Source organism: Yersinia intermedia, assembly GCF_900635455.1.
In the GTDB taxonomy this organism is placed as follows: Bacteria; Pseudomonadota; Gammaproteobacteria; order Enterobacterales; family Enterobacteriaceae; genus Yersinia; species Yersinia intermedia.
Genome location: NZ_LR134116.1, coordinates 3709512 through 3734947, shown reverse-complemented (window position 1 = coordinate 3734947; position 25436 = coordinate 3709512). Strand labels below are relative to the sequence as shown.

The window sequence follows — 25436 nt, the reverse complement described above, 5'->3', positions numbered from 1 at the left end:
AAAGAAAAAATTAAAAATCAGTAAGGTTTCATGTAATGTGTAGAGCAATTAAGGGCAGTTACTTAATATGAGAGGATAAATAGATTTTTCTGAAAACCTAAATTTTATAATGATTGAAATAGGGTATAATATGGTGCTAAGATAAATCTATATTAATCACATTTACACCCATTTTTAAACTTACTATATTTTCACACTTACCCTCAACTTTAAAGTTTTCTTTGAAGATAGTAAACAATTGTACCGTAGTATTCTGCGAACTTGCCTGTATCATTTTTCTGATTGTAAAAGTTAATTAGTTTCATTATTTCAGGGTTTTTCCTTTCCCCTATTTTTTGATGAAGTATTTTTTGTATTGTCTTAATTACGGTGGCTCTATTCAATTTTAGCCGGTGTCTGTTTAAGTTGAGGTATTTGTCAATTTGTTCATTAAACTCAAAATCAGTAGATGTTATATTCCCTTGCAGATCATATTTTATGATTTCATTCATTCTATGTACCGTGTTTGCTGGAGAAAATTTGATCTCATTTCCGCCTTTACGTGTGTCACATGTCTGTTCTTTAGGGGGGGATCCTTCATTTCCTTTACAGCATGCTAATAAGTTTTTGTAATCTAGCTGCAAATTTTTATTAGAGTGTTGGCAAGCCCAATGTTCTATTTTCATTGAGTGTAGATCTATTCTTTCCATGCAATATGCGCATAGAAAACCCTGTTCTAAGAGTAAGCTTAGGCGTATTTTATCTTTTACAATAGTAAAGTTTGGCCCGTCATAAGCGGCGTCTTTTTCTTTCTTGTATACTGATAGTTCATGTGGTTCTTTATTCTTTACAATCTGTCTCATTCTTTATCCCATCCATAGAGTTCTATTTCCATTTTGGCTCTTAACAGTTCTGGAATATCTCCGTTTAACTCTTCTTCTAATCTTAAAATTTCCTCTTTTGCATCCTTGATTTCTCCGTCATTGATCAATTCAAAGATATTACTAATTTGGTATTCAACTTCATTCGTTCTGATAAGTTGTCTTTCATTATCACTCATTAATTCATTCAGTATTTCATTAGATGTTAGACCATAAGATTGATTTGGTGTATATCCATAAACAATGTCATCATTGTTTTTATCTAAAATAATAACTTGCTCACGCCTTACCTCGCTAATGACTTGCGGAGAATGAGTTGAGACTATCAACTGACAGTTTGGGAATATTAAGTTGAAATAGGTAACAATGTTTCGTTGCCATCGAGGATGTAAATGTAAATCTAATTCATCAATGATAATTATTCCAGGTGATTTTAGAGGGTTGTCTAGTTGCGGATTTAAAATAATCATCCTCCTTGAAATATCTAATAACAAAGCAAGTAAGCTTTTTTCGCCTTGTGATAATTGAAGTATGTTTAGTTTATGTCCATTTTTATTAATTGTTAATCTTACAACTGGTTCTACTTCAATTGATAAGTCTGTATAGCCATCCATAAAAAAATTAACAGTCTGGTTTAGGTTTTTTTTTATTTTACTTATTTCCCATAGATAATTATCATCTTCCTTTTTCTGATTTTTCTGTTTAAGTGATTCTAATAGCTTTCTGGCGTTTAAATCGCTTGGCGCTAGAATTGCTAATTTATTAATAAGATCATCATCTGCAGAAAAACTATCTGAAGAAGTGGCTCTGTGTTTTTCAATGTCGTCTAGTCGTTTAAACCATTTTAAGAAAGACTTAATGTCAGCCTTTCCAGAAAAAGCATTAGTATATGCTTCAAATCGATTATTATTTTGTGAGGAATTAATATCATCAATCACATTTATGTCTTTCGTACTTATATCTATAGTTCTTGATACGCCGTAATATGCAAAAATAGGCAAAGTGAATGATGAGCTATTCTCACCAGCAAATTTATAAAGCGCTCCGAGTTTTGTTACTTCATTTAGGTAACTTTTTTTATTAGTTGAGCTACCTATATGTAGCTCACAGAGTTCAAAGTGAATTGTCGTATGTCGATTAATATTCAATTTTGTGATGACAGACGAATAACCCTTATCTGAATCCTCTCTGATATCCAACCTTTCAATTTCCTTACCTTTTCCACCTTTATATAAAATTCTATTAACCAACCAGCTAAGTGAGTATGATAATCCATCTAATATAGATGATTTACCTACACCATTCTCACCTGCAAGTACTATTAAATTTTTTTCAGAAAAATTCAATGTTAATTCATCTAATGCTCTAAAATTAGATATGGACAGCTCTTCCATATAAACGAAATCGCTTTCAACATGCTTTGCCGCAAGGTTAATATAAAATTGAGCTAGGTCATAATTCTGGTCTACATATTTACCTTCTAAATAATATTCATATAATTGATAAGCTGCTTCCCATGAGTTTTTTTTTGCTTTATTTTCAAGCTTTGCTATTGTACTATTGATTCTCTTGTTCATGCTCACCTCTAAATTTAACAATGCTTTCGATAAGCTTATGAGAGTATTTTATCTCCATTCTGGATTTAAAGATTGGTTCTATATCTGAAGCAAAAGATAACAACCCTTGTAGATGTCTGGTAAGCTCAATGTCTAATTCTCCATGCATGAATTTATGAATTAACGAAGAAATTAATCTTTTTCTTCCTCTACCAATTGATAATTCCCCATTATTATTTAAAGTCACACCTGTAACATGTCTATTATGTGCTTTAGATGAAAAAACGGTTTTAAACTCATTAATAGTAATCTGATTGAAAAACATAAGCCCAAGTTGAGTTTTAACTAATTTCGGGATATGAAATAATACGTTTTTATCAGATGTTGAAAAGGTTAAATCATCTGCATATCTGGAGTAGGATATATTTTTTTGACTACAATAGTTTTCAATGAATTCGTCAAAACCAAACATCAATACATTTGAAAGAAAAGGGGAGCTAGGTGCTCCAACACTAAGAACAAGCTTTCCATCTGTTTTTTTTGTTTTATTCCAAAAAAAAGTTTTTATTAAAAGTTTTTTTTCAGCATCACTAAGTTCTATTTCTTTTTGCGTGCAATATTTAATAAATATTTCCGGAGTGATACTGTTAAAGAAATCATTGAAGTCCAGTTTTAAAAGATAATCATTTTTTTGATGCAAGGTAGCATTTTGCTTTATTCCCAAACCTTTCCTGTAAGCCATAGCTTTATCATGAATACTAAAATGTGGTTGTAAGACAGCAACTAAAGCTCGCTGTAACACTTTTAGTTTTTTGGCTGGATGGGCAATGACTCGTTGGCCGGAGGTTCTTTTAGGGATGGTATATACTTTATATTTCATTGGTGCATTTGAAATAAAACGCTCAACACTGTTCCTGGATCGGTTTAGTTTTTTTGTTAATTCTGCATACAAATGTAGCTTCATGTCTATCCCTTATTCAGAGCTCTCTCCATGCTAGCTTAGAAAAGACAGACTGGCACCAACTGCCAGTCTGTCTATGCCCTTTACTTAAGGATGCGGTGGGTATAATCCTCCGCCGCGAGATGCAAGGCATGGAGCGGCGGAGGATTATACCTACCGCAACCTCATAAACCTTCCAATAACTTAGTGTCTGGCTAAACGCCCGACAAGACGATGATCGCCTATACGCTAAAGGACTACTTGATTTTATCTTAATATGAAACATTTATCTATGTTTTTAGATACTTGCTTGACTAATTCTCTTCCCAAATGTTGATCCAGTCAAAATACTGATTTCGGCATGGCTAACTCTCTTTACGGTAGCTGTGTCAATTTAAAAAAAATCATTTACTTAAGAGCAAATTGTCTTTGCTACGGTTCTGGCGAATGGGTCAGGTCAGCGCCAGCCATTCACAGTTATATGACAGCGAGGGTGGGCCATGCCGAGTAGATCGTATAGTTTAGAAATTCACCTATACATTTACCTTTAGTAACACTATAGGGTGGTTTTTAAACCATGCGCACTAAATCTATCAAAGTACAGCAGGGTAGTAACAAAAGATAAATCAATTGGTTATGTGACTATAGGTTAAAGCGTAGGTTTTGTTAACTTTCTATAAATAATCGTTAATTATCAGCATAAACACACCAATGCATCATTGGGGTGTGAGAATCGAGTTTATCGGTATTATTCATGTGGTTATGATTTATAGTCCATTGAATTTAAAGTTAATTGTGATTTTTATTATTATCGTTAGCTATCACATGATTTTACGGTTAACACGGAAATCTCGCTATCAATGCCGGCACAACAGCCGATAAAAATAAGCTATGAGCTTGAAACAGAAGGGGGTGTAATTGCAACCGTTCATCAAGTCCTTTTTCCAGCCGATATACTAGCCCAGCAGCCCTAAAACTGACATAGGTAAAAACTCGAGGCTGCTCGCAAACGGCGCAGATAAGCCCCTTGATTTAGGGGCCAGGTAATATTCTGATGGCTGATAAGGTAGGCGTTATTGAAAGGCAGGATTGGCGGGGAATAAAGCGTGAGCAGTTTGATACCACTGATCGGCTTGTGCTGTTTCCTTCTGATACCGAGCAATCATGATCAGACTTTGATAAACATTAGGATCATTGTGCAGTTGAATGTACTGCTCTGCCCATATCCTAAATTGACTCAATAACAGCGGGTCAGGGTGCTGGTTAAATTGCAATAATAGATTAATATGTCTTATGTATTGATACCTTTCCCATTGGATATAGGGATTGGTCAGGCTATCTAAAGGCTGCATGTCAACCAAGCCGCTTCTTTCGGTCAGTGTGAGCACCCGGCCGGTTTTAAAGCCTGTCACCATAAATACTAGAGTGCATAAGGCCGATAAAATAACGGCAGTGTGTAGCCACTGTTGCCAGCGGGTTGGCACCCATGTGGTGGATTGCAGCATATCTTCCGTTACCATCAGGCGGCCAAGCAAAATAAGCACTAACCAATGGGCTGCTGATTGATAAAGGGGGAACTCGGTCATCAAATGCAACGCAATCGGCAAGGTGAGAATCCACAAAGGGAGAACGGTTTTTGGTTGCATTAAGAGCGGTTTCACATAACCGATTGCCAATAGCAACATCCCGATCAGCGCGGCAATGCCTCCCTCAACCCAACCGTAAAACACTTCATTATGAGGGTGGGAAGGATAAGTTAAGTAACCAGGAACCTGCCCGTTCTTCGCCAATTCATGGGCAAAGCCTGACTCGAAACTACCGTATCCCCAGCCCTGCCATGGGTGCTGTTGTATCATCTGCCAGGTATATTGCAGTATCAGCCAGCGCTCGGTGTTGCTGGCATCTTTGGATACATGCATACCGATATTCATCTGTTCCAACAGATAAACGGCGGTCAGTAAACTCAGCAGGCTACTTAGCCACACCCAGGCTATTTGTCGCTGACGCCAGTAATATAGCGACAGCAATAGCAAGGTTGCTATCCCGCCAACCCAACCGATCCTCGATTGCAACAGCACCAATAAGCCTGGGAATACCAGCAGGGTAAGTATGCTGATACCCCGGACTGCCCGATTGCCCGTTAGCATAAACAGATAGATTGCAATGCTATAACCCGTTGCCAGATAACTGGCCAGCACATTGGTTTGCTGGAATATGCCATAAGGGCGCTGCGCACTATCAAATTCCATCCAATTATCGGATGTAAAAACAAAAAATTGCAGCAGAGTCAGTACTGCTTGCCCCCAGGCTGATAAGAGTATGAGCACCAGCCATCTCTGTCGCAGGACTACATTCAGTTTCAGGCGGAACAGCCCCAGTAGCAGTATTATCCCGCCCCACAGGCCTAAAATCCGCGGTAACCAGGCAGCGATATGTTGTAGTGAGGCAGGAAATAGCCCCGGCAGGCTTATCATCAAGGCACCAAACAGCAGCCACAAACGGCCGGGAGGGTTCACAAGCTGAATGGCTTTAGTATGGGGTAAATAGAGTGTTATCGTCAGCAGCGCCATCATGGCCCAGATGACTATATTGGCAGGAAGATGAAGCCCAGCCCCTCCTCGGTTGATTTCATAGTGCATCATGGTGGCAAAGGTAATGGCCATCAGCACCATAACAACAAGGTTGAGCCCTTGTTCTGAGAGTGTGGGTCTTATAGATGGGGGTAAACAAAGTTTCATTTTTCTATCAACAAGTAACTTATATAGCTAACGCAGTGTCTTACGGCAACGGGTTAACTCATTGTCCAATATTGGGGTTATAACGGCTCAACGGGGGAGTGTCTGGCAGCAATCAACCGTGACTCATTATCACTTTTGAGCCGATATCCTGCTGAAAAACAGTATGTTTACCCTAAGTTGATGGCTGTTTTATTTTTTTTCAGGGTGCGCAACAAACCAGCGTAATGAGTTCATCACCTTGGTTTCTGACATTCTGGCCCTGTCCTCATCCACTAGCTTCATTAACACTAACCTTGCGGTATAAATATCTAATTGTGCTTTATCCGCAAGCTCTCTGGTTTTCGGCCAATTAATAACCGGAGGAGGAGAATCAGTAAACTGCTCTTTTAAAGAGTTACAGTGATCTTCCAAGATACCCATTACTTCTTCTTTTCTCTGACTCTTCGGTTTCATTATTTTTACTCCATTTGATTTATATATTAAGAATGTGCGACTTTAATTTACCTATATTCTGCATTTGCAAATAGTGCATCCTACATTTTATAAAGACATTTCCTACGAGCTTGGTGACTGTTCTTACATTAAAGCGGCTGAGTTCTTATTTATTTTTTTGTTTTTTTATATTCTGTGTTTTTTACACGTATCATAGACATTAAATTTAACTTCTTTTTATTTTTTTACTCCATAAAATAAATAGGGTTTTTGATCCTCCTGGATAAATAAGTGGTGCTTTTGGCTTTTTTCAGTAAATTTCATTGAAATCAATTGCTTGGTGTCTTTGTTTTTGGGTTGGTTAAGCGTTTATATACAAAAATACTCAGTTACACTATGCGTTTATCAATGTGTCAATACGGATATATTAGGCTATTGCCAAGGTTTTTATGCTCTCTGGTATAAAGTGTTAAGAATTTAATGTCGATTATAAATTGGGGTGTGAAATAAGCAATCATTAATTTTGGCAAATCGTTCTTTAGCGATCAAATGTGTCGACATGCTTATTTTGGGAGTTTTATGTGTCGAGGGTATAATGTTTATCGATCAATCTTATCGATTTTGTTTCATTACTGTAATTAATTAAGTTAAACACTCTGAATTTTATCTATTTGAATTAAATATCTATCAACTGGAAGTCTATATTTGTATTATCTGCCTCGAACAAAAAAGAGCTTTAAACGTTATTTGCATTTTTTTAATGTGTGGCTGGTTACTAATTCCCACATGTTGACTTTATGGCTCTATGCAGTTCTCAGCTTGTCATTTGGTATTTTAACGGCAAGAAGCAACATGCATTTGTATTTTAAAACAACTTTTATGCAGTATTTGTCTTGGCTTTATCAAGGCAAATCAGCGTATTAAATTTTAATTGTGTATAAAGGAATCACGTAATGAAACTGAATAAAACGATCTTGGCAGCAGGTTTGGTATTAGGTTTTGCTTCTATGGCTAACGCCGCTGATCAGGGTCACGGTACTGTGACTTTTACTGGTTCAATTATTGATGCACCTTGCTCAATCGCGCCTGAGTCAATTGACCAGACTGTAAACCTGGGTCAGATCTCTAATGTTGCTTTGCAGAATGGTGGCAAATCAACGCCACGTAACTTCCAGATCAAACTGGAAAACTGTGACATTACGACTCTGGACACTGTTACTACTACTTTCAGCGGCATGGAATCAACAGCCGTAACTGGCCTGCTGGGCTTCACTGGCGAAGCTGAAGGTGCTGGTATTGCCATCACTGATGGTTCTGGTTCTGTTGTTTCTCTGGGTCAACCAACTGCTGGTCAGACTCTGGTCGGCGAAAACAACACTCTGGTTTTCTCTGCTTACCTGCAGGGCAGCACTGCTTCTGACGCGATCAAACCAGGTAACTTCTACAGCGTTGCAGACTTCACGCTGGCTTATCAATAAGCACCCCCTTTTTTAATTGGACATGCGGATTCTTCCGCATGTCTTTTCCTCTTGAAAGAGATATGTGTTGGATGAGCTAGGTGATTTATGTCCAGGTCATTTTTTTTGCTAGTGCCTCCTTCCTTACTGATGGTGTCTTTGGTGAGTCTATCGGTATTGGCTGATCCCATGAAAACAGATTGGGGCCGCGTGAGTATGGAAGGAAGTATTACTGACACTGCCTGTGCGATAGACCCCGGAAGCCTGGAACAGACCATTGATATGGCGATCTTACCCATAAGTCAATTGGTTGAAAACGGCGTGGGCAATGAGCATCCATTTGAGATTCGCCTACTGGATTGTCGGTTGGCTAATGCGGATCCTGAGAAGTCTAATCGCCAGCATTTCGCGGTGTCATTTGACGGTGCTGCGGACGGCAATAATTTTGCTGTTTACGGTGATGCTGAAGGGATTGCAATACAAATTGTTGATGACAAAGGCAATACCACTACGCCTGGCGTACCGTCACCTGAGATAAATATTATCCCTACCGATATGAAACTCAATTATGCCCTGCGTTTAGTGGGCAATGGCAAGGTCCTGCGTGCTGGAGCTTATTATTCCAGTGTTCGTTTCAAATTAGATTATTACTGATTTCAATGAGTAAGGTGACATATTCCATGGTATCCGCTCCTTCCATCACCAACGGTGCTGCCCGTCGTGATTTATTGCGCATTTTGATTGCCGTTGCATTAAGTGGCAATGCTTATGGGGCGCAAACCAGTGATGATATTCAGTTTAATACTGATGTATTGGATACCAAGGATCGCGCCAATATCGATCTGAGCCAGTTCTCCCAGCGCGGTTTTATCATGCCGGGGAATTATAACTTATTGGTTCATATGAATAAACAGGAAATCAATGAGCAGCCGGTGGTGTTTTATGCATCGGAACAAGATCCTAAAAAAAGTGAGGCCTGTTTATCACCGCAGTTGGTTGAGCTGCTGGCATTGAAAGAAGATAGTGCCCGGCGACTGACCTGGTGGCGTAATGGTGAATGTTTGGATATCAAAAGCTTACCCGGTATGACTGTGGAAGGCGATTTGGCGACATCATCACTTTATCTGAGCGTACCTCAAGCTTGGTTGGAATACAGTGCCCCCGATTGGGATCCGCCTTCTCGCTGGGAAGAGGGGATCTCTGGGGTTATTTTTGACTACAACCTGCTAGGGCAACTGAATCGCCAGGAAGTAAGCAATAGTAGTAACAATACCTTAAGTGGTAACGGAACCACCGGGGCTAACTTAGGTGCCTGGCGGTTTCGTGCTGACTGGCAGTCGCGTATTGATCAGGCTTCCGGTACTCAGACTGAACGCCAATGGGACTGGAGCCGTTATTACGCCTATCGCGCAATACCGAGCCTGGGCGCCAAGCTCACGTTGGGTGAAGATTTTCTAAACTCAGCGATTTTTGACAACTTCCGCTTTAGCGGGGCGAGTTTAGCGACCGATGACAATATGTTACCGCCAAATATGCGTGGCTATGCACCGGAGATTAGCGGGGTTGCCCGTACCAATGCGCGGGTAATCGTTAGCCAGCAGGGCCGTGTATTGAGTGAAACTCTGGTGGCTGCGGGCCCATTCCGTATTCAGAACCTGAACAGTTTTGTGTCCGGCACCTTGGATGTGCGAGTCGAAGAGCTTGACGGACAAGTACAGCAATTCCAAGTGAATACAGCCAGTATTCCCTATCTGACCCGCCCCGGTATGGTGCGCTATCGCGTAGCTGCCGGTAAGCCGTCGGATATTAGCCATAGTGCTGAAGGACCGGCATTTGCCACTGGGGAATTCTCCTGGGGGGTCAACAATGGCTGGTCATTGTACGGCGGCGGAATTGGTGGCGAAAACGAATATCAAGCTGCATCCATGGGGGTTGGGCGTGATTTGATGGAGTTTGGTGCGCTGTCGGTTGATATGACTCAATCGTGGGCTACTTTACCCGATCAAGGCACCTTGAGTGGTGGTTCTTACCGAGTCAACTATTCGAAAAACTTCCAGGAGACGGGCAGTCAGGTCACTTTTGCGGGTTATCGCTTCTCTGAGCGCAACTTTATGAGCATGACTGACTATCTGAATGCGCGTTATCGCGGGGGAAGCATTGGTGGGAATAAAGAGATGTATACCATCAGTTTCAACCAACAGTTTAGTGATTTAGGGCTAAGTGCCTATCTGAATTACAGCCATCAGACCTATTGGGAACGCTCAGCGAATGACCGCTATAACTTGTCGTTAGCGCGCTATTTCGACATTGGCAAAGTGAAGAACATCAGTATGTCATTGTCGGCATACCGTAACCGGTATAACAACAGCAATGATGACGGGGTGTATTTGTCCTTGTCTATGCCGTTCGGTAACAGTGCGACGGTGAGCTACAGCGCCACGGTCAGCGGGCGCGAAAACACTCAACGGGTGGGATATGCCGATCGTCTGGATGACCATAACAGTTACCAGCTTAATACCGGTGTAGCACGTAGCGGAGTATTGGTGAGTGGTAACTATAACCACATGGGTAATAGCGCGGATATCAATGCCAACGCCAGTTATCAGGAAGGGCAATACTCTTCTGTCGGTGTGGGTATTCAAGGGGGGGCAACGCTGACGGCTGAAGGTGCCGCATTACATCGAGCCAATACTATTGGTGGTACGCGTTTGTTGCTCGATACCCAAGGTGTTGCTGATGTGCCGGTTCAGGGATATGGCTCAACGGTGAAAACCAACCACTTTGGTAAAGCTGTGGTCAGTGATGTGAATAGTTATTACCGCAACCGGGCTAGCGTTGATATTGACAACTTGAACGACAACGTTGAGGTCACCGGATCAGTAGCACAGATGACTCTGACTGAAGGGGCGATTGGTTATCGTCGCTTTAATGTGATTTCCGGTGAAAAAGCGATGGCTATGTTACGTATGGCTGATGGTACCTCACCACCATTTGGGGCCACCGTATTAAATGAAAACCAGCAAGAAACCGGCATTGTTAACGACGATGGTTCTACCTATCTCAGTGGTATCAAAGCCGGTGAAACCATGTCAGTACACTGGAATGGACAAGCGCAATGCAACATCACACTGCCGACGGTGATTTCACCGCAAGTGCTGGTGAATCTGCTACTGCCTTGCCATCCGATAGTACCGGGGGATAAACCCCCAGTAGCACAATAATAAGTTTCATAAATAGGCCAGATGGCTAAAGCCGGTTCAGGTAACCGCTATATCTCGGTGCCGCCAGGTTCTGACAGGATTAATTGAAGGGAAAAGTAATGAAATTGAATAATAAACTGCATATCACGGCGATTCTGGTGACGGCACTTATGGCTCAGCAAGCGACAGCTGCGATTGCGCTGGATAGAACCCGTGTGATCCTTAATGGCAGCGATAAATCGATCAGTCTGAATATCAGCAACCAGAATAAGCAGTTGCCTTATCTGGCGCAGGGTTGGATCGAGGATGAGCAGGGTAACAAAATCAATACGCCATTGACGGTTGTTCCTCCGGTTCAACGAGTAGAAGCGGGTGCTCTTAGTCAGCTAAAAGTACAAACCTTGCCTGCGGTGAGCCAGTTGGCGCAAGACCGGGAAACCTTGTTCTATTTTAACCTGCGTGAAATTCCACCCCGGACGGAAAAGCCCAACACGTTACAGATTGCCTTGCAAACGCGCATCAAACTTTTCTACCGCCCAGTTAGCATCGTGCCACAAAAGGCCGATATGTCGACACCTTGGCAAGAGAAGTTACAGCTAACGCGTCAGGGCGATCGTTTTCAGGTTAATAACCCGACACCGTATTACATCACGTTGGTCGATGCCAGTGACAGCAAAGCTGGGAAAACGGCAGACGGCTTTAAGCCGCTGATGATCGCACCAAAAGCGCAGGCCATGCTGGACGTTAGCGCAGGCGCGTTAGGCAGTAAACCGGTACTGACTTACGTCAATGACTTTGGCGGCCGACCAAAACTGATATTTGGTTGTACAGGTAGCACGTGTTCTGTTGTGGAACGTATCAAATAACAGTGTATTGCGGTACAGCGCATAAGAAGACTGGGCGGATGTCAGGCTGAACGATGAATAAGGAATATGGGATGACTGTTGTTTGTAGGGGAATAGTTACCCGGCGGGCCATGACGTCCATCTTTGGGATGACAGCCATCGTAGGGGCAACGGCCGCTGTAATGACAATGTTGTTAAGTAGCTCAGCATGGGCATTAAATAAGTCCGCGACAGTCAATGTTTCGGTCTCCATTTTTGCCGCGCCACCTTGCGTGATTAACGGTAACAACACTATCAACGTTAATTTTGGCGATACCATCCTGACATCAAATATTGATGGTGCTAACTACATGCAGCCGGTGAATTACACATTGAACTGTACTTCGGCCGCCTCTAATGCACTGAAATTAAGCATTAATGGTAATGGGGAAAATTTTGATACCACTGTCTTGAAGACGAGCAATTCAGGTCTGGGGATCAAGTTGATACGTAATGGGCAGTCATTCCCACTGAATACGGCATCTAACTTTACCTATCCGAATATTCCTGTATTGCAGGCGGTACCGGTTAAACAAACAAATGCAACGTTGAGCACGGGCTATTTTTCCGGCACAGCGACCCTGGTTGTGGAGTACCAGTAATGAAAATTAACTCACTGATTTCACGTTGTTCCTTTGCAGCGGTGCTAGCTCTTGGCAATACGGTGGCTTATGCGGACAACATGTTGTTCTCCGGCACATTAATTAATCCTCCGCCCTGTGTGATTAACAATACCGGCACCATTCTCGTCGGTTTTGGCGACGATATTCTGACTTCACAAGTTGATGGTGTTCAGTATATGAAGCCGGTGACCTATACATTGAATTGTATTGGGGCAGTATCCAATGCGCTGAAAATGACGATTAAAGGCAATGGGGCGGGTTTTGATTCCAGTGTCTTGAGTACGAATAATTCGGCACTGGGGATCAAATTGCTACGTAATGATCAAGCATTGTCACTGAATAGTACTTTCAACTTTTCCTATCCAACTATCCCGGTGTTGAAGGCCGTGCCGGTCAAACAACCTGGTGCAACGTTGAGTGCGGGCAATTTTTACGGTACAGCAACCATGGTTGTGGAGTATCAGTAATGAAAAACGGATCACTGATATCGCGTTGTTCCATTGCGGTGGTACTGACACTGAGTAGCACGCTGGCGTATGCGGATGACATGTTGTTCACGGGGACATTAATTAACCCCGCCCCTTGTGTGATTAATGGGGGCAATACGATAGATGTGCCTTTTGGGGAAAATCTGGGCGTGAACAAGATTGATGGCACCAACTACACCAAGGCTGTGCCTTACAGTGTTACCTGTGGTGCGGCAATTCCCGGCATGGATTTGGGCTTGACGATTATCAGTGCATCAGTCACCACATTTGATGCTGCGGCGCTACAAACCAATATCCCTAATTTGGGTATTCGTCTGCTGAAAAACGGTGTGCCTTTTACACTTAATACACGTGTTGTTTATGACAATAACAACCCGCCAGTATTTCAGGTGGTACCAGTTAAAGCATCGGGTGCAACATTAAGTGAAGGTGCCTTTGAGGCAACCGCTACATTATTAGTGGATTATCAATAGGATCAACTGATGGATAATGGAAATCTGCCGATGCGTCGCTGGCGATATATTCTGGCTATTCTGATTCTGAATATCACTTGGGTGCTACCGACTTGGGCGGTCGATAATATGCGTTTTCATGGTGCCTTAGTTGCCGAGCCATGCACTATACGCCCAGGAGATGAAACTATTACGTTGGGCTTTGGTACTGTTGTCGATAAATATCTCTATTCGAATCAACGAACCTTGGGTAAGCAGTTTCAAATACATTTGGTTGATTGCGATATTACTCTGGGTACGACTGCGAAAATCATGTTTACTGGCAATGATAGCGTTAATTTACCGGGGTTATTAGCTGTTAACGGCAGTAGCAATAATATGGGCGTAGCCATTGGCCTTGAAACGCCAACAGGTAAACCTTTGCCGTTGAATCAAAGCAGTGATGAGATTTTATTGAGTGCTGGGGGGAATGTTATCACTTTGAAAGCTTATGTTCAGGGTGAACCAGATGCTATTGCTCAACGAACCATTCAGCGTGGCGAATTTAATGCGGTAGCAACCTTTAGTCTGGAATATTATTGAGTGGTGAGTTCCCCCCGATTTTATTTCAATACCAATATGTTGATGCTGGAATTTATTATCAACAGCTTAAGTGCTGATAGAAACCATGGAACTTAAACGAATGACAAAGCCTAATATGCGATTAAGTCATCAATATTGCTGGCTAATCGCTTGCGTGCTGTTTTTATTTCCGCTTTATAGCCAAGCGAGTGCCTGGGTTTCGACACAAACGCGAACAGGTGGTCAATATACTGGAACATTCTCCTGGCCGACTGAGGAATTGAGTAACGTACTTTGTACCTCCTCATCTTGTTCTGTGGCGATATGTCACTACTCCACTCTTGAAGCTGAACGGTGTGTTAACCCGAGCGGGGCATCAACGCGAGTCATTGTTTCTCAAGGAGCAACGGCGAAGACCATGCGAGATGCGTTTGTCAGTCGCAATGGTGCTTCTGGAAGTTGGAGCACCACGACTCCTGTATTGAGTTCATCAAACACCTGTTTTGGTATTCTCTATTGGCAAGGGACTGGTGATTTAAACTTTACCGGTAATCAGATCCCCGGCTCTTATTGTGGTGCGGTTCCTCCAACGCCAGAAACCTGCGAAGTTACCAATGATGTCTATATCAATCACGGTTCACTTAATCAGCAAAATGTTGATGGTGCGATAAAAAGTGAACCGCTCATTATCAACTGTACTGCCAGAACATCGGTGAAATTAACGCTGGTCGGCGGGAAAAGTATTAATCTTGGGCAAAATGGCAATCTAACTTCAACCTTAAAAGTGTCAGGGCAAGACCTATCCAATGGCGTGACGGTAACGGCAGCTATAGGTAATACCCCTTTCCCGATAGAATCAACACTTCATGCGCCAGCATTGCCTGACGCAGGTACATTTAGCGGTAGTGGAGTCGTTATTATGTCTTACTTCTAAATGTAGAATTATATGCATTCATTACCTGAGTGCATGATGCTTATGAATATTAAATAGTGCTTTGACTTGGCTGTTTTTATATTCATAAATTGGGTTGTTTTACTGTTATTTTTTATATGGCAGGAATATCCCATGGCATTTATTTATATCTCATCCAAGATTAAATAAATGCTATTTTTAAGTTGTAATATGTTGCGTTAATATAGTATAACGCTGTTGCGTTAGATTAGTTAGGTGTTAGTCTATAATCTAAAATGAAACGCATACTTCAATGGGCTATTAAATAAATAGGCTATAAATTTTTCTTTTAAGGGTTTTCTCATGAAAAAAATTAACATGGCAGTTGCAAATACAATCGTTGGCGGTACTGGTCAAACTTGTAAAGATACTTTCCAGTGGCAGACCAGCGGTACAACTGCAACTTGTATGGCAGTGACTACTTGTACTGATAAACACGGTAAAGTATTAAGCACTACTTCTGCACCTAGCAATATTGCTAACTGCCGTTAATTAAGTATTCGTTAATTTTTATCGATATTTAATCGTATCCCAGGCAAGTGTGGGAGGGATTTCTGTACTTGCCTGATTTTTTTAAAATCACTGTCGATACTTAAATTCAAGAATTTTCGTATTAACTAAATATTAGAAAATTTGTTTCTCGGACATAAATGTCATTTGACTCTATTTATGTCTTACCTGAACTCTGATTGTGAATAGAACTAATTATGTCTACTGAAAAAAATATGTTTAGGAGTAAGGGATTCTTTATAGGCTACACACTGTTGGTTATCCTTATTTCTTCATTGATAACAACCGCCTATTTCCACTATTTCGTCCTCAATCAGGATGCGCAGGAAAGCTTGTTTGCTGTCAGCAACAGCGACATTGAAAACAGCCCAATCAAAGACGATAAAAGCATTATCGAGATTTTCTCTTATGGCTGCCATTACTGCGCCATCAATGAAGATAATGTCACCCAATTAGAAAACCGCATGCCAGCAGGGACACGTTTTATTCGCCTGCATATCAGCAGTGATAAAACCACTGGCTTGGGGCGTTTCGCACCTATTTTTGCCACCTTATCCGTCATGGGTATTGAACCGCAGCACCGCCAAAGCGCATACAAAGCGGTACTGGAAGACAACATTGACCTGAGTGATAACAGCCAGCTCGAAACTTGGCTAAAAGCCAATGACATTGATGTCGCCAAATATCAGCAAGTCAGTCAATCCGCTGAAGTGAAAGCGTTGCTCGCCTATATGGCGGCAGTGACCGCGCATTACAAGATAGATGCCACTCCGAGCTTTATTGTCGGCAAAAAATGGATAGCGTTGCAGGACAGAGAATTCCCTGCGTTCTCGGATCATCTCTTGTCATTACTCGAGCACGATAAGGCGCTGGAGAAATAATGAGGCTGTTAGCTGTATGGGGTTACTTTGCCTGGAGAAACCAGTTCGACAAGCTGGCGTTGAGTGGGCGGTTACTCGCCCGTGCGCAAGCCAAGCTAGCTTGCTGGCTGTTACGGCACGGTGATTATCGTTTCTTACTGATGCTCGGTGCTTTGCGCCGGGCTTTAGGTTTGATGCCAAAGCGACAGAAGAATCTGGCGCGCGTGGCGGCGGCGAACAGCCTGTGCTTATTGAATGGCGGCAATAGTCCATCAGCACAACGTTTTATGCGTACTGCCCAGCGCCGTCAGGTATTGGAGTTGGCGGCGACTTATGGTCAAAATCGGCGGGTTTTAGCTCAGTTAGCGGCATGTACTCAGCAGTTAGATAGCCAGGTTCGGGTGCTGCATGAGGCTGGCTCACCGGTTATTTTAGCGCCGCTGCATATGGTTTCTGATGTGCTCGCTGGCATGGTGGGGGCTAATGCTTATCCCGGTCAGGCGACGGTGGTGGTTTCAGCCAGCGCCGAGGCATATGAAGAGCAGGCACGGCAGATGGGCGGGGTGAATATTTCTTATTGTTCCATCCATGCTGACAGCCGCGCAATCGCCGGTAACCTGATGGACGCCATCATGGAAGCGGCCGAGCATAAGCGCAATATTATGATTTTCCCGGATATTACGCCGGATTACACCGTCAATAACCAGATGGCTGAAACGGCAAAAATATCCTGCCAATTATTCAACCGCCCAGCCAATTTACACAGTGGCATTATTCGTATCGCCAGAGCGCTTTCCGCTCAGGTGGTTTTTTATTATTTGTATTACGACAAAGAAATAAAAATAAATATATATCCTGCGCTTAGCGCGCGAGAAGTGAAAAGTAAATTACCCGAATTGATTGAAACATCAATGACGCAGCATCCGCAAGATTGGCTGTTATGGCACTCACATTCGTTATTTTTTATTAATGAATAATGGCACTCATAAAGAATAGTAGAAAATGGAAAAGATAATCCCGACCCAGGTTTTTCAAAGCGAAACCAATGAATGCGGTTTAGCCTGTATTGCGATGCTGGCACAGACGCAAGGCATCAATGCGCCGTTGGAAAGCTTACGGGAGCGTTATCCTGCCTCGGCGCACGGCACGTCATTAGCTACGCTTTGTACTATTTTATCTGAATTGGCGATACCTGCTTACCCGGTGGTGTTTGAGCATCAGGAGTTGTCCGCCTTACCGCTGCCCGCCATTTTGCATTATGGCGCGAACCACTACGTGTTACTTGCTTACCGTAAAGGTAACTATGTCTGTGTGATGAATCCGGCAATCGGTCAGCAGTTGTTGCCAATGGATGCTTTGAAAGCGGAAATTAGCGGTTATGCCTTGGTGTTGGATCCAGAAACGCCCGCAGACCCAGAGGCGTTGAAGAAGATTGAGCACAGTAAGCGGTTGAGCGCGCTGGACTGCATGAGCTTGCAAGAGACCGCGAATATTCGTGGTATCTACTGGCTGATGACGCTGGCATTTTTGATCTCACTGACGCTATTTATCATGCCGACCATGGTCAGCAGCGTCATTAATGACGTGTTTTCTTCCGCGGGTGATAAAGACTTCCCTTATTTCTATTTCCTATTGGCTTTTGTGGTCTCAACATCACTCGCTTTTTGCGTGCGATACATCACCGAGCGTTATATCAAACACTTTGTGGTGCTAAATAGTGTCGCTGGCTTCTCTCGTTTGCTCAGTCATTCACTTAACTTTTTTGATAAACGCGCACCGGGTGATATTTTCAGCCGCTTCTCTAATTGGCAAATGGCGGCTACGCAAAAAATCGAACTGGATAACGGCCTGCGTACCGATTGGATAATCGGTGCTATTGCGCTGGCGGTGATGTGCTATATGAGCCCGGTGCTGGCGATGGTTTCCGCCGTCGGCGTGATGCTGATGGGGCTTATCAGTATTTGGGCCATCTACCGTGACCGTTACTACACCCAACAGTTACAAGTAAAAGGTGCTGAGCAAAGTGATTTTATTCTGGAAACCATTCAGGGCTTTTCCACTATTAAATCAGCCGGTTTGTCCAGTCAACGCCAAGGGGTGTTTGCCAGTCTGGCGCTTTCATTATTCAGTGCGTTACAGAAAAAGAAAATTTACGATCAGGTCAAAAATAGTCTGTATCAACTGATCGGCAGCCTGGAAATGGTGTTCTTTATGCTGCTGGCGCTGCCGTTGTTGAAGCAGGGGACGCTGAGTTTGGGGGAGTTCTTTGCCTATAGCTTTGTCCGTGAGATCTTTACCTCGTATATCACCAAGATCTTCTATGCCATTTTGCAGAAAAACCAACTGCATGTCATTGATATCCGAGCCCGTGATCTGTTCCCTGCCGGGCAGGCAACCGCGCTAACCAGCGATTCACCGATCCCACCGGCTACCCCGGCGTTTACCCGCCAATTGGTCTATCAGAATATCCGTTTTGCCTATGACGCCAGTCAGCCGGTATTGCGCAATTTGTCGCTGTCACTGACTCGCGGGCAAAGTGTGGCGATCATCGGGGAATCCGGTGCGGGCAAAAGTACCTTGTTGAAAGTGATGGCGGGCTTGATGCCACCACAGCAAGGGCAGGTATTGGTGGATGGGGAACCGGTAGATTTTCAGCAGGCCCATGCCTTGTTCTTCCTGCAAAGCCAGGAAGATATCCTGTTTAATGCCTCGGTATTACAAAACATCACTTTGTTTGATGGGCATGTCGATGCTGAAAAGCGCCAACGTATTGAGCGTTCACTCCAAGGGCTGCAACTCACCTCGGTTATCGATAAGTTGCCCGGTGGCCTTAGCGCCTTGGTACGTGAAAGCCATGCCGCGCTCTCTTTAGGCCAGCGTCAGCGGCTATTGCTAGCCAGAGCGATGTACAGCGATTGCCCGGTATTGGTGCTAGATGAACCTACTGCCAATCTGGATGAAAACACCGCCCATCAGGTGATGCAGACCTTATTAGCACATTGCCGGGAATATCAGAAAACACTGATCACTGTGACACACAGTGAACGTGTCTTACCCATGTTTGACCGTGTATTCCGCTTGAATGACGGCCAGTTGGCGCGTTTTGCGCAATCTGCGGCGTTAAGCCGCCTGACACCGGTTGCGGGTTAATCATGCGTATAAACATAGCGAACAACAAACCACGATTACTCCTGATCCTGCTTATTACCCTGCTGTTAGTTATCGGCGGTGGGGGAGTGCTGTGGTTAGCTAATAGCGAGCCGGATGTAACGCAATTAACCGAAACTATTGGTCGCGGTGATATCGAACGAAACGTCATGGCAACCGGCAGCTTAAAACCCTCATTGCAGGTGAATGTCGGCGCGCAGGTCAACGGGCAGCTAACCAAACTCTATGTTAAACAGGGCGATCGCGTCACTCGTGGCCAATTGTTAGCTGAAATAGACCCAACCTTACAGCAAAACGAGTTACGTAAATCGGAAGCTGAATTACAGAGCGCGCAGGCACAGAAGCAGGCGAGCCAGGCATTGTTACGCCAATATCTGCTTGAATTCCGCCGTCAACAGACCCTGGCAACAGAAGGTTCTGGTGTGAAAAGTGCGCTCGAAAAAGCGCAGGCGCAATACGACAGCCAGTTAGCACAATTGCACGTTAACGAAGCGCAAATTGTGCAAAGCCAAATGTCACTGGAAACCGCCAAAGCCAATCTGGGTTTTACCCGCATCATGGCACCAATTGACGGTGAAGTACTGGGGATTGTCACTAAAGAGGGGCAAACCATTGTTTCCTCACAAACCGTGCCGACAATTTTGGTTCTGGCGAATGTCGATACCATGACGGTTCACACCCGTATTTCAGAAACCGATATTCTCAAAGTCAACGTTGGGCAGCCGCTATGGTTCTATGTGGTTGCTGACCCTGAGCGCCGTTATGAGAGCCGGATGGATGCTATTCAGGAAGCGTCGGCAGAAAGCTTGCGCGAAGAGAGTGCCGGCGCATCTAACAGTCAGCAACCTTCTGCCGTTTATTACAATGGCATATTCAGCATTGCCAACCGTGAGCGACTATTGCGCACATCAATGACGGCGCAGGTATTCATTATCACCGCGCAGGCGAAAAATGTGTTGCGAGTACCGCTGTCCGCGCTGGGGAGTCAACAGTCAGATAAGCGCTATCGGGTTCAAGTCATCCAAGGCAAACAAACGGTGGTTCGTGAGGTATTGCTCGGTCTGCGTAATGATCAATATGCCGAAGTAAAAGAAGGATTGCAGCAGGGTGATCAGGTGGTGCTAATGGGTGCACCTTCAGGAGTCATCAATGCGCGCTAATACCGTTGATTCCCGGCGTCCGTTGATCGAGCTTAATGGCATTTATCGCCATTTTGCGTCGGGTAGCCAATCGGTCGCGGTGCTTAAAGATATCTCGCTATCTATTGGTCGCGGCGAAATGGTGGCGATCATCGGCGCTTCCGGGTCGGGTAAGTCGACGCTGATGAATATCATTGGTTGTCTTGATAAGCCAACGCAGGGGGAGATGTCGATTCATGACATCGCTACCCGGCAGGCCAGCAGTGAGCAATTGGCGCAATTAAGAAGCCAGTACATCGGTTTTATTTTTCAGCGCTACCACCTGATGCCGTATTTAACGGCAACGGAGAATGTGGTCATTCCGGCACTTTACACCGCGATGCCGTCTACTGAGCGTCAGGCTCGTGCGACCTATTTATTGCGCCGCTTAGGTCTTGGTCAGCACCTGTTACACAAACCAGCACAGCTCTCGGGCGGGCAACAGCAGCGTGTCAGTATTGCCCGCGCCCTGATGAATGGTGCCGGTATTATTTTGGCCGATGAGCCGACCGGTGCGCTCGACAGAGCCAGTGGGCAAGAGTTGATGGGAATATTGCATGGTCTGCATCAGTCCGGCCACACCATTATTATCGTGACCCATGATCGTAATATCGCTAATCAGGCTCAGCGCATTATCGAGATAAGCGACGGTGAAATCATTGCTGATCGCCATAATGAGGCGTCTGAGACGCAGGCTGTTCACGCCGCGTTGCCCGCCACGCTGGCAACGGGCCGGCCACACTGGTGGTTGAGTGTCAGGGAAGCTATCAAAATGGCCTGGCGCTCACTGCTTGGGCATCGCATCCGTGCTTTCTTATCGATGTTGGGCATTATTATCGGCATCTCGTCGGTGGTCTCTTCCATGGCGGTGGGTGAAGGTGCACGTCAGGAAATTCTAAGTGAAATCAGTCAACTGGGTACCAGTAATCTGGATATTCGCCCCGGATTGGGCTGGGATAAACCGCGCCCTGATTTTGAGCGCGCACTCACGCAGGCAGATGTGGCATTACTTAGCCAGCAACCCTATGTCGATAGCTTGTCACCGGTGGTGAGCAAGATGGTTGCCGCGGTGCGTGGCGACAAACAAGTGATGGTTTCGCTCTCTGGGGTCAGTAACGGTTTCTTTCAAGTAAAAGGGCTGAGTTTTACTGTGGGCGATGGTTTTACCCCGCGCCACGTCAATGCGCGTGAGCCGGTGGTTATCTTGCAACCTGAACTCAGCGACACCCTATTTGCTGTCGGGGAAAATCCAATTGGCGAAATTGTTCAACTCGATGGTATTCCTCTGCGGGTGATCGGGGTCGCCAAGCGTAATGGTTCGTCATTTGGCGGATTATTGGCCGCCTGGATGCCTTATACCTCACTTACCGAGCGTATTTCAGGTGATATTCCACTGGAATCAATCACCGTGCGGGTACGTGAGGGTTACAACCTGAATGAGGTGCAGCGCGAGGTCGAGACGGTGCTGGAGATGGCCCACGGCCAGCGGGACTTTTTCATTCTGAGCAATGACCAGATGAGCAAAGCGATTCAGAAAACCTCTGATTCGATGACATTGCTGATCACCTCCATTGCCGCCATTTCACTGTTGGTGGGTGGGGTGGGGGTAATGAATATCATGCTGGTGTCGGTGACTGAGCGGACCCATGAAATTGGTATTCGCTTATCAGTTGGCGCTCGCCCCAGCGACATCATGATCCAGTTTCTGATTGAAGCGGTGGTTATCTGTACTCTCGGTGGCCTGATTGGGATTATCGGTTCAGCGCTGGCGGGGGTGATTTTCTCGTGGGTTACCCAAGAATTCACTATGATTTTTACCTGGCCGCCGTTAGTGCTGGCGTGCAGTTTCTCTGCGCTTATCGGGCTAGGATTTGGCTTTTTCCCGGCGCGCAATGCCGCCCGTTTGCACCCGACCGAGGCACTGGCACGAGAATGAGCAGACTGATTAATGTAGGACTTATCATGCTGCTGTTAACCGGCTGCGGTTCATTACTGAAAAGCGATTATCAGCGCCCCATGCTGTCGGTTCCTGAGGAGTGGCGGGTTAAAGATACTGGCGGGGGTTACCTGCATCACAGTGTGCATTGGTGGGAAAATTTCGACGATCCACAACTGTCTGACAGCATCAGCCGCATGTTGGTCAGCAACAACGATCTGGCCGCCGCAGGTTTGAAATTACAACAAGCGCGGCTGACGGCAGGGCTGACTAATACCAATTTGACGCCAGATATCACCTTGACCGGTGCGGGCAGTAATACCCGTTCGCTGAATGAAAATACCCAGCCGCGAGAGAGTTATAGCACCTCGCTTGGTCTGAGCTATGAGCTGGATTTGTGGGGCAAACTGGCCCGCGCCCGTGAGCAGTCCGCCTGGCTGGTCAATGCGACCGAACAGGAGCGGCAGGAAACTGCACTGTCACTGATTGGGACCACTGCGGATCTCTATTGGCAGATTGCTAAATTTAACCAGCAGTTGGGCTATCAACAGGCGGCGTTGGCTATTGCGCAAGATACGCTCAACATAGTGCGCTCGCGTCTGGCGGCGGGGGATGCCAGTGAAATTGAACTGTTACAGGCGCAACAAGCCCTGTTGGATAGACAAAATCAGTATCAAAATCTCGAACAACTACGGGAAGCCGCACGTAATGCCATGGCACTGCTGTTTAACCGCGCACCTGATTATCGTCATGTTGAACGCAAGTCATTGGATCTACAGCAGCAAGTTGCAATAGCGGAAAGTTTACCGTTACAGGTGATTGCTCAACGGCCTGATGTGCAGGCGGCGGAGTGGCGCTTGCGTGCAGCCTTAGCCGGATCTGATGTTGCCAAGCTGAATTTCTACCCGACCCTTTCGCTAGGAGCCAGTTTAGATGCCGGTAGCGCGGTGTTTTCACAATGGTTTAGCAACCCGAGCCGGACACTCAGTGTCAACAGCGCACTGCCTTTCCTCCAATGGAACACTGTGCAGCTCACCATCGACCAGTCAAAGCTGGAAGTGAAATTGGCGGCCGTCGAGTTTCGCAGCAAGGTATATAGCGCCTTGAAAGATGTCGATGACGCGATGACAGCACGGCTGAGCTATCAGCAACAAAAACAGAATCAGTGGCAAAACCTGCAACTCAGCCAACGTCGGCTAATTCTGACCAACAGCCAATATCAAGCAGGTGCCGTTTCATTTCAGACCTTACTGGATGCGCAGGATGCTCTGCTGACCAGTGAAACCAGTTTGCTCGAACTTCAATATAACTACCTGAATGCCACCATGAAACTGTGGTTAGCGCTAGGGGGCGGTGTTGATAACAGCAGGGAAAGTAAAGGAATTAAATCATGACAAATACCAATAAACAGCGCCGCGTGGTGGTAACCGGCTATGGCAGCGTGACTCCCATGGGGATGACGGCACAGCAGAGCTGGGCGGCGATTATGGACTATCAATTGGGTTATCGTTATTACGATAAATCTGAGCAGGGTATCAAGTCGCGCTTTTTTGGTTTGCTTGATGCTGAGCCGAATCTGAAATCAGTGCCTGCGGCTATTCGCCGCCGCCTACCGCGTTATGCTCGCCTGGTACTGGCGGCAGCGAAAGAAGCGATGGGGATGGCCTTCGCCGAGCAATCACCTGAGGCTTATTATGACTTGCTAGACTGCGGAACCATCATTGGCAGCGGTTGGGCGGGGCAGGATGAGACACATGACAACTATGAAGGCTACCTGGCAACCGGGCTGGGTACGCCTTTTGGCTGCTTCCTCTCAATGCCCAATGCGGGCACTGCGGCGTGCAGCCTGTATTGGGGGTTACGCGGCTACCAAAACTCACCGATAGCCGCCTGCGCTACCGGTACCATTGCCATCGGTGATGCATTTGAAATTATCCGTAGCGGTCGGGCATCGATGATGCTGGCAGGGGCGGGTGAATCATTGCGCAGCGATGCCGCAGTATGGAATATCGATATTCTGGGTGCACTGGCGCGCGAGCAAGACGATATCACCAAAGCCAGTTGCCCGTTTAGTATGGATCGCAACGGCTTTGTGCTGTCTGAAGGTGCGGCGGTACTGTGTCTGGAAGAACGAGACGGCGCAATTGCACGCGGTGCCACCATCCTCGGTGAGATCAAAGGTTACGGTAACTACTCTGATGCATTTGATTTCACCGCACCGGCGGAAGATCGGGTGGCGCGGGTGAAGACTATCCGTCACGCCTTGCAACAGGCCGGTTTGAGTGCTGATGAAATTGACTACGTGAACTTGCACGGTACCTCTACCCAGCTTAACGATCTCAATGAGACCCAAGCCATTAAGCAAGCCTTTGGTGAGGCGGCCTATACTACGCCATTGTCCAGTACCAAATCTTATTCCGGCCACCTGATTGCCGCGGCGGGTAGCTTTGAATCGATAATCTGCCTGCAAGCGCTTCAACACCAGATAATGCCCGCAACCTGTAATTTGAAAAATGCTGATCCGCAGTGCGACCTTGATTACATCAGCGAGGGGCATCGGCTTAAAGCATTGCGCAATACCCTAAACTTGAGTTTCGGTTTTGGTGGTGCCAATGCTGCCTTGGTTATTGGGCTGGATTAA

At 45.3% G+C, this 25436-nt stretch carries 22 protein-coding genes; 17 read left to right on the top strand and 5 right to left on the bottom strand.

The annotated features are described in order from the left end of the window. Positions 1 to 209: 209 nt before the first annotated feature. The 5 genes from EL015_RS17145 to EL015_RS17125 form a co-directional block, all read right to left on the bottom strand. Complete coding sequence (locus tag EL015_RS17145; protein WP_032905496.1) at positions 210 to 842, bottom strand: retron system putative HNH endonuclease; 633 nt, start codon at positions 840 to 842, stop codon at positions 210 to 212. Further along, complete coding sequence (locus EL015_RS17140; RefSeq protein ID WP_032905497.1) at positions 839 to 2437, bottom strand: AAA family ATPase; 1599 nt, start codon at positions 2435 to 2437, stop codon at positions 839 to 841. The genes EL015_RS17145 and EL015_RS17140 overlap by 4 nt, the downstream gene beginning before the upstream one ends. Beyond that, a complete protein-coding gene (locus EL015_RS17135; RefSeq protein ID WP_005181753.1) occupies positions 2418 to 3380 on the bottom strand; it encodes a retron St85 family RNA-directed DNA polymerase in 963 nt (320 codons plus the stop codon). Before EL015_RS17135 ends, EL015_RS17140 begins: the two co-directional genes overlap by 20 nt. Before the next feature lie 1049 nt (positions 3381 to 4429). Further along, positions 4430 to 6019, bottom strand: coding sequence for a PglL family O-oligosaccharyltransferase (locus EL015_RS17130; RefSeq protein WP_126286797.1), 1590 nt, complete (start codon positions 6017 to 6019; stop codon positions 4430 to 4432). 264 nt (positions 6020 to 6283) lie between these two features. Then, positions 6284 to 6547, bottom strand: a complete 264-nt coding sequence (locus EL015_RS17125) for a faeA-like family protein (protein ID WP_032905500.1) — start codon at positions 6545 to 6547, stop codon at positions 6284 to 6286. Positions 6548 to 7479: 932 nt separating this feature from the next. On the opposite strand from EL015_RS17125, the gene EL015_RS17120 reads away from it, so the two are divergent. The 17 genes from EL015_RS17120 (at position 7480) to EL015_RS17040 (ending at position 25436) form a co-directional block, all read left to right on the top strand. After that, a complete protein-coding gene (locus EL015_RS17120; RefSeq protein WP_005181762.1) occupies positions 7480 to 8004 on the top strand; it encodes a fimbrial protein in 525 nt (174 codons plus the stop codon). 129 nt (positions 8005 to 8133) lie between these two features. Beyond that, entirely contained in the window at positions 8134 to 8637 is a 504-nt protein-coding gene (locus EL015_RS17115) for a fimbrial protein (protein ID WP_005181766.1), read from the top strand. Positions 8638 to 8663: 26 nt separating this feature from the next. Beyond that, positions 8664 to 11204: an outer membrane usher protein gene (locus EL015_RS17110; protein ID WP_005181779.1), complete on the top strand. Its 2541-nt coding sequence runs from the start codon at positions 8664 to 8666 to the stop codon at positions 11202 to 11204. Positions 11205 to 11302: 98 nt separating this feature from the next. Then, positions 11303 to 12049: a fimbria/pilus periplasmic chaperone gene (locus EL015_RS17105; RefSeq protein WP_005181782.1), complete on the top strand. Its 747-nt coding sequence runs from the start codon at positions 11303 to 11305 to the stop codon at positions 12047 to 12049. 71 nt (positions 12050 to 12120) lie between these two features. Beyond that, positions 12121 to 12669, top strand: coding sequence for a fimbrial protein (locus EL015_RS17100; protein WP_032905502.1), 549 nt, complete (start codon positions 12121 to 12123; stop codon positions 12667 to 12669). Continuing rightward, the gene (locus tag EL015_RS17095) at positions 12669 to 13157 is read left to right on the top strand and encodes a fimbrial protein (RefSeq protein ID WP_050072560.1); all 489 of its coding nucleotides are present in this window, start codon (positions 12669 to 12671) and stop codon (positions 13155 to 13157) included. Before EL015_RS17100 ends, EL015_RS17095 begins: the two co-directional genes overlap by 1 nt. After that, on the top strand, positions 13157 to 13651 hold the full coding sequence (locus EL015_RS17090; protein ID WP_005181790.1) for a fimbrial protein: 495 nt from the start codon (positions 13157 to 13159) through the stop codon (positions 13649 to 13651). Before EL015_RS17095 ends, EL015_RS17090 begins: the two co-directional genes overlap by 1 nt. Positions 13652 to 13660: 9 nt before the next feature. Beyond that, a complete protein-coding gene (locus EL015_RS17085; protein ID WP_005181791.1) occupies positions 13661 to 14212 on the top strand; it encodes a fimbrial protein in 552 nt (183 codons plus the stop codon). A gap of 100 nt (positions 14213 to 14312) precedes the next feature. Next, positions 14313 to 15125, top strand: coding sequence for an MrpH family fimbial adhesin (locus EL015_RS17080; protein ID WP_032905504.1), 813 nt, complete (start codon positions 14313 to 14315; stop codon positions 15123 to 15125). A 321-nt stretch (positions 15126 to 15446) separates the two neighbouring features. Then, entirely contained in the window at positions 15447 to 15635 is a 189-nt protein-coding gene (locus tag EL015_RS17075) for a DUF4762 family protein (RefSeq protein ID WP_005181798.1), read from the top strand. A 272-nt stretch (positions 15636 to 15907) separates the two neighbouring features. Next, positions 15908 to 16534, top strand: coding sequence for a DsbA family protein (locus EL015_RS17070; RefSeq protein ID WP_032905565.1), 627 nt, complete (start codon positions 15908 to 15910; stop codon positions 16532 to 16534). Continuing rightward, complete coding sequence (locus EL015_RS17065; protein ID WP_005181806.1) at positions 16534 to 17490, top strand: lysophospholipid acyltransferase family protein; 957 nt, start codon at positions 16534 to 16536, stop codon at positions 17488 to 17490. The genes EL015_RS17070 and EL015_RS17065 overlap by 1 nt, the downstream gene beginning before the upstream one ends. 25 nt (positions 17491 to 17515) lie before the next feature. Further along, positions 17516 to 19663 (top strand): peptidase domain-containing ABC transporter, encoded by a 2148-nt coding sequence (locus EL015_RS17060; RefSeq protein WP_005181809.1) that lies wholly within the window; start codon positions 17516 to 17518, stop codon positions 19661 to 19663. Positions 19664 to 19665: 2 nt separating this feature from the next. Beyond that, positions 19666 to 20841 (top strand): efflux RND transporter periplasmic adaptor subunit, encoded by a 1176-nt coding sequence (locus tag EL015_RS17055; protein ID WP_005181812.1) that lies wholly within the window; start codon positions 19666 to 19668, stop codon positions 20839 to 20841. Beyond that, the gene (locus tag EL015_RS17050; protein WP_032905506.1) at positions 20831 to 22795 is read left to right on the top strand and encodes a MacB family efflux pump subunit; all 1965 of its coding nucleotides are present in this window, start codon (positions 20831 to 20833) and stop codon (positions 22793 to 22795) included. The genes EL015_RS17055 and EL015_RS17050 overlap by 11 nt, the downstream gene beginning before the upstream one ends. Next, entirely contained in the window at positions 22792 to 24189 is a 1398-nt protein-coding gene (locus EL015_RS17045; protein ID WP_032905507.1) for an efflux transporter outer membrane subunit, read from the top strand. Before EL015_RS17050 ends, EL015_RS17045 begins: the two co-directional genes overlap by 4 nt. Beyond that, on the top strand, positions 24186 to 25436 hold the full coding sequence (locus EL015_RS17040; RefSeq protein WP_032905509.1) for a beta-ketoacyl-[acyl-carrier-protein] synthase family protein: 1251 nt from the start codon (positions 24186 to 24188) through the stop codon (positions 25434 to 25436). Before EL015_RS17045 ends, EL015_RS17040 begins: the two co-directional genes overlap by 4 nt.

Excerpts from the sequence above, each read along its gene's own strand:
- EL015_RS17110 (WP_005181779.1), top strand. The coding sequence starts at position 8,664 with ATGGTATCCGCTCCTTCCATCACCAACGGTGCTGCCCGTCGTGATTTA.
- EL015_RS17135 (WP_005181753.1), bottom strand. The coding sequence starts at position 3,380 with ATGAAGCTACATTTGTATGCAGAATTAACAAAAAAACTAAACCGATCC.
- EL015_RS17040 (WP_032905509.1), top strand. The coding sequence starts at position 24,186 with ATGACAAATACCAATAAACAGCGCCGCGTGGTGGTAACCGGCTATGGC.
- EL015_RS17060 (WP_005181809.1), top strand. The coding sequence starts at position 17,516 with ATGGAAAAGATAATCCCGACCCAGGTTTTTCAAAGCGAAACCAATGAA.
- EL015_RS17065 (WP_005181806.1), top strand. The coding sequence starts at position 16,534 with ATGAGGCTGTTAGCTGTATGGGGTTACTTTGCCTGGAGAAACCAGTTC.
- EL015_RS17090 (WP_005181790.1), top strand. The coding sequence starts at position 13,157 with ATGAAAAACGGATCACTGATATCGCGTTGTTCCATTGCGGTGGTACTG.
- EL015_RS17140 (WP_032905497.1), bottom strand. The coding sequence starts at position 2,437 with ATGAACAAGAGAATCAATAGTACAATAGCAAAGCTTGAAAATAAAGCA.
- EL015_RS17115 (WP_005181766.1), top strand. The coding sequence starts at position 8,134 with ATGGTGTCTTTGGTGAGTCTATCGGTATTGGCTGATCCCATGAAAACA.
- EL015_RS17145 (WP_032905496.1), bottom strand. The coding sequence starts at position 842 with ATGAGACAGATTGTAAAGAATAAAGAACCACATGAACTATCAGTATAC.
- EL015_RS17125 (WP_032905500.1), bottom strand. The coding sequence starts at position 6,547 with ATGAAACCGAAGAGTCAGAGAAAAGAAGAAGTAATGGGTATCTTGGAA.
- EL015_RS17120 (WP_005181762.1), top strand. The coding sequence starts at position 7,480 with ATGAAACTGAATAAAACGATCTTGGCAGCAGGTTTGGTATTAGGTTTT.
- EL015_RS17100 (WP_032905502.1), top strand. The coding sequence starts at position 12,121 with ATGACTGTTGTTTGTAGGGGAATAGTTACCCGGCGGGCCATGACGTCC.
- EL015_RS17130 (WP_126286797.1), bottom strand. The coding sequence starts at position 6,019 with ATGGCCATTACCTTTGCCACCATGATGCACTATGAAATCAACCGAGGA.
- EL015_RS17050 (WP_032905506.1), top strand. The coding sequence starts at position 20,831 with ATGCGCGCTAATACCGTTGATTCCCGGCGTCCGTTGATCGAGCTTAAT.
- EL015_RS17055 (WP_005181812.1), top strand. The coding sequence starts at position 19,666 with ATGCGTATAAACATAGCGAACAACAAACCACGATTACTCCTGATCCTG.
- EL015_RS17105 (WP_005181782.1), top strand. The coding sequence starts at position 11,303 with ATGAAATTGAATAATAAACTGCATATCACGGCGATTCTGGTGACGGCA.
- EL015_RS17045 (WP_032905507.1), top strand. The coding sequence starts at position 22,792 with ATGAGCAGACTGATTAATGTAGGACTTATCATGCTGCTGTTAACCGGC.
- EL015_RS17075 (WP_005181798.1), top strand. The coding sequence starts at position 15,447 with ATGAAAAAAATTAACATGGCAGTTGCAAATACAATCGTTGGCGGTACT.
- EL015_RS17095 (WP_050072560.1), top strand. The coding sequence starts at position 12,669 with ATGAAAATTAACTCACTGATTTCACGTTGTTCCTTTGCAGCGGTGCTA.
- EL015_RS17085 (WP_005181791.1), top strand. The coding sequence starts at position 13,661 with ATGGATAATGGAAATCTGCCGATGCGTCGCTGGCGATATATTCTGGCT.
- EL015_RS17080 (WP_032905504.1), top strand. The coding sequence starts at position 14,313 with ATGACAAAGCCTAATATGCGATTAAGTCATCAATATTGCTGGCTAATC.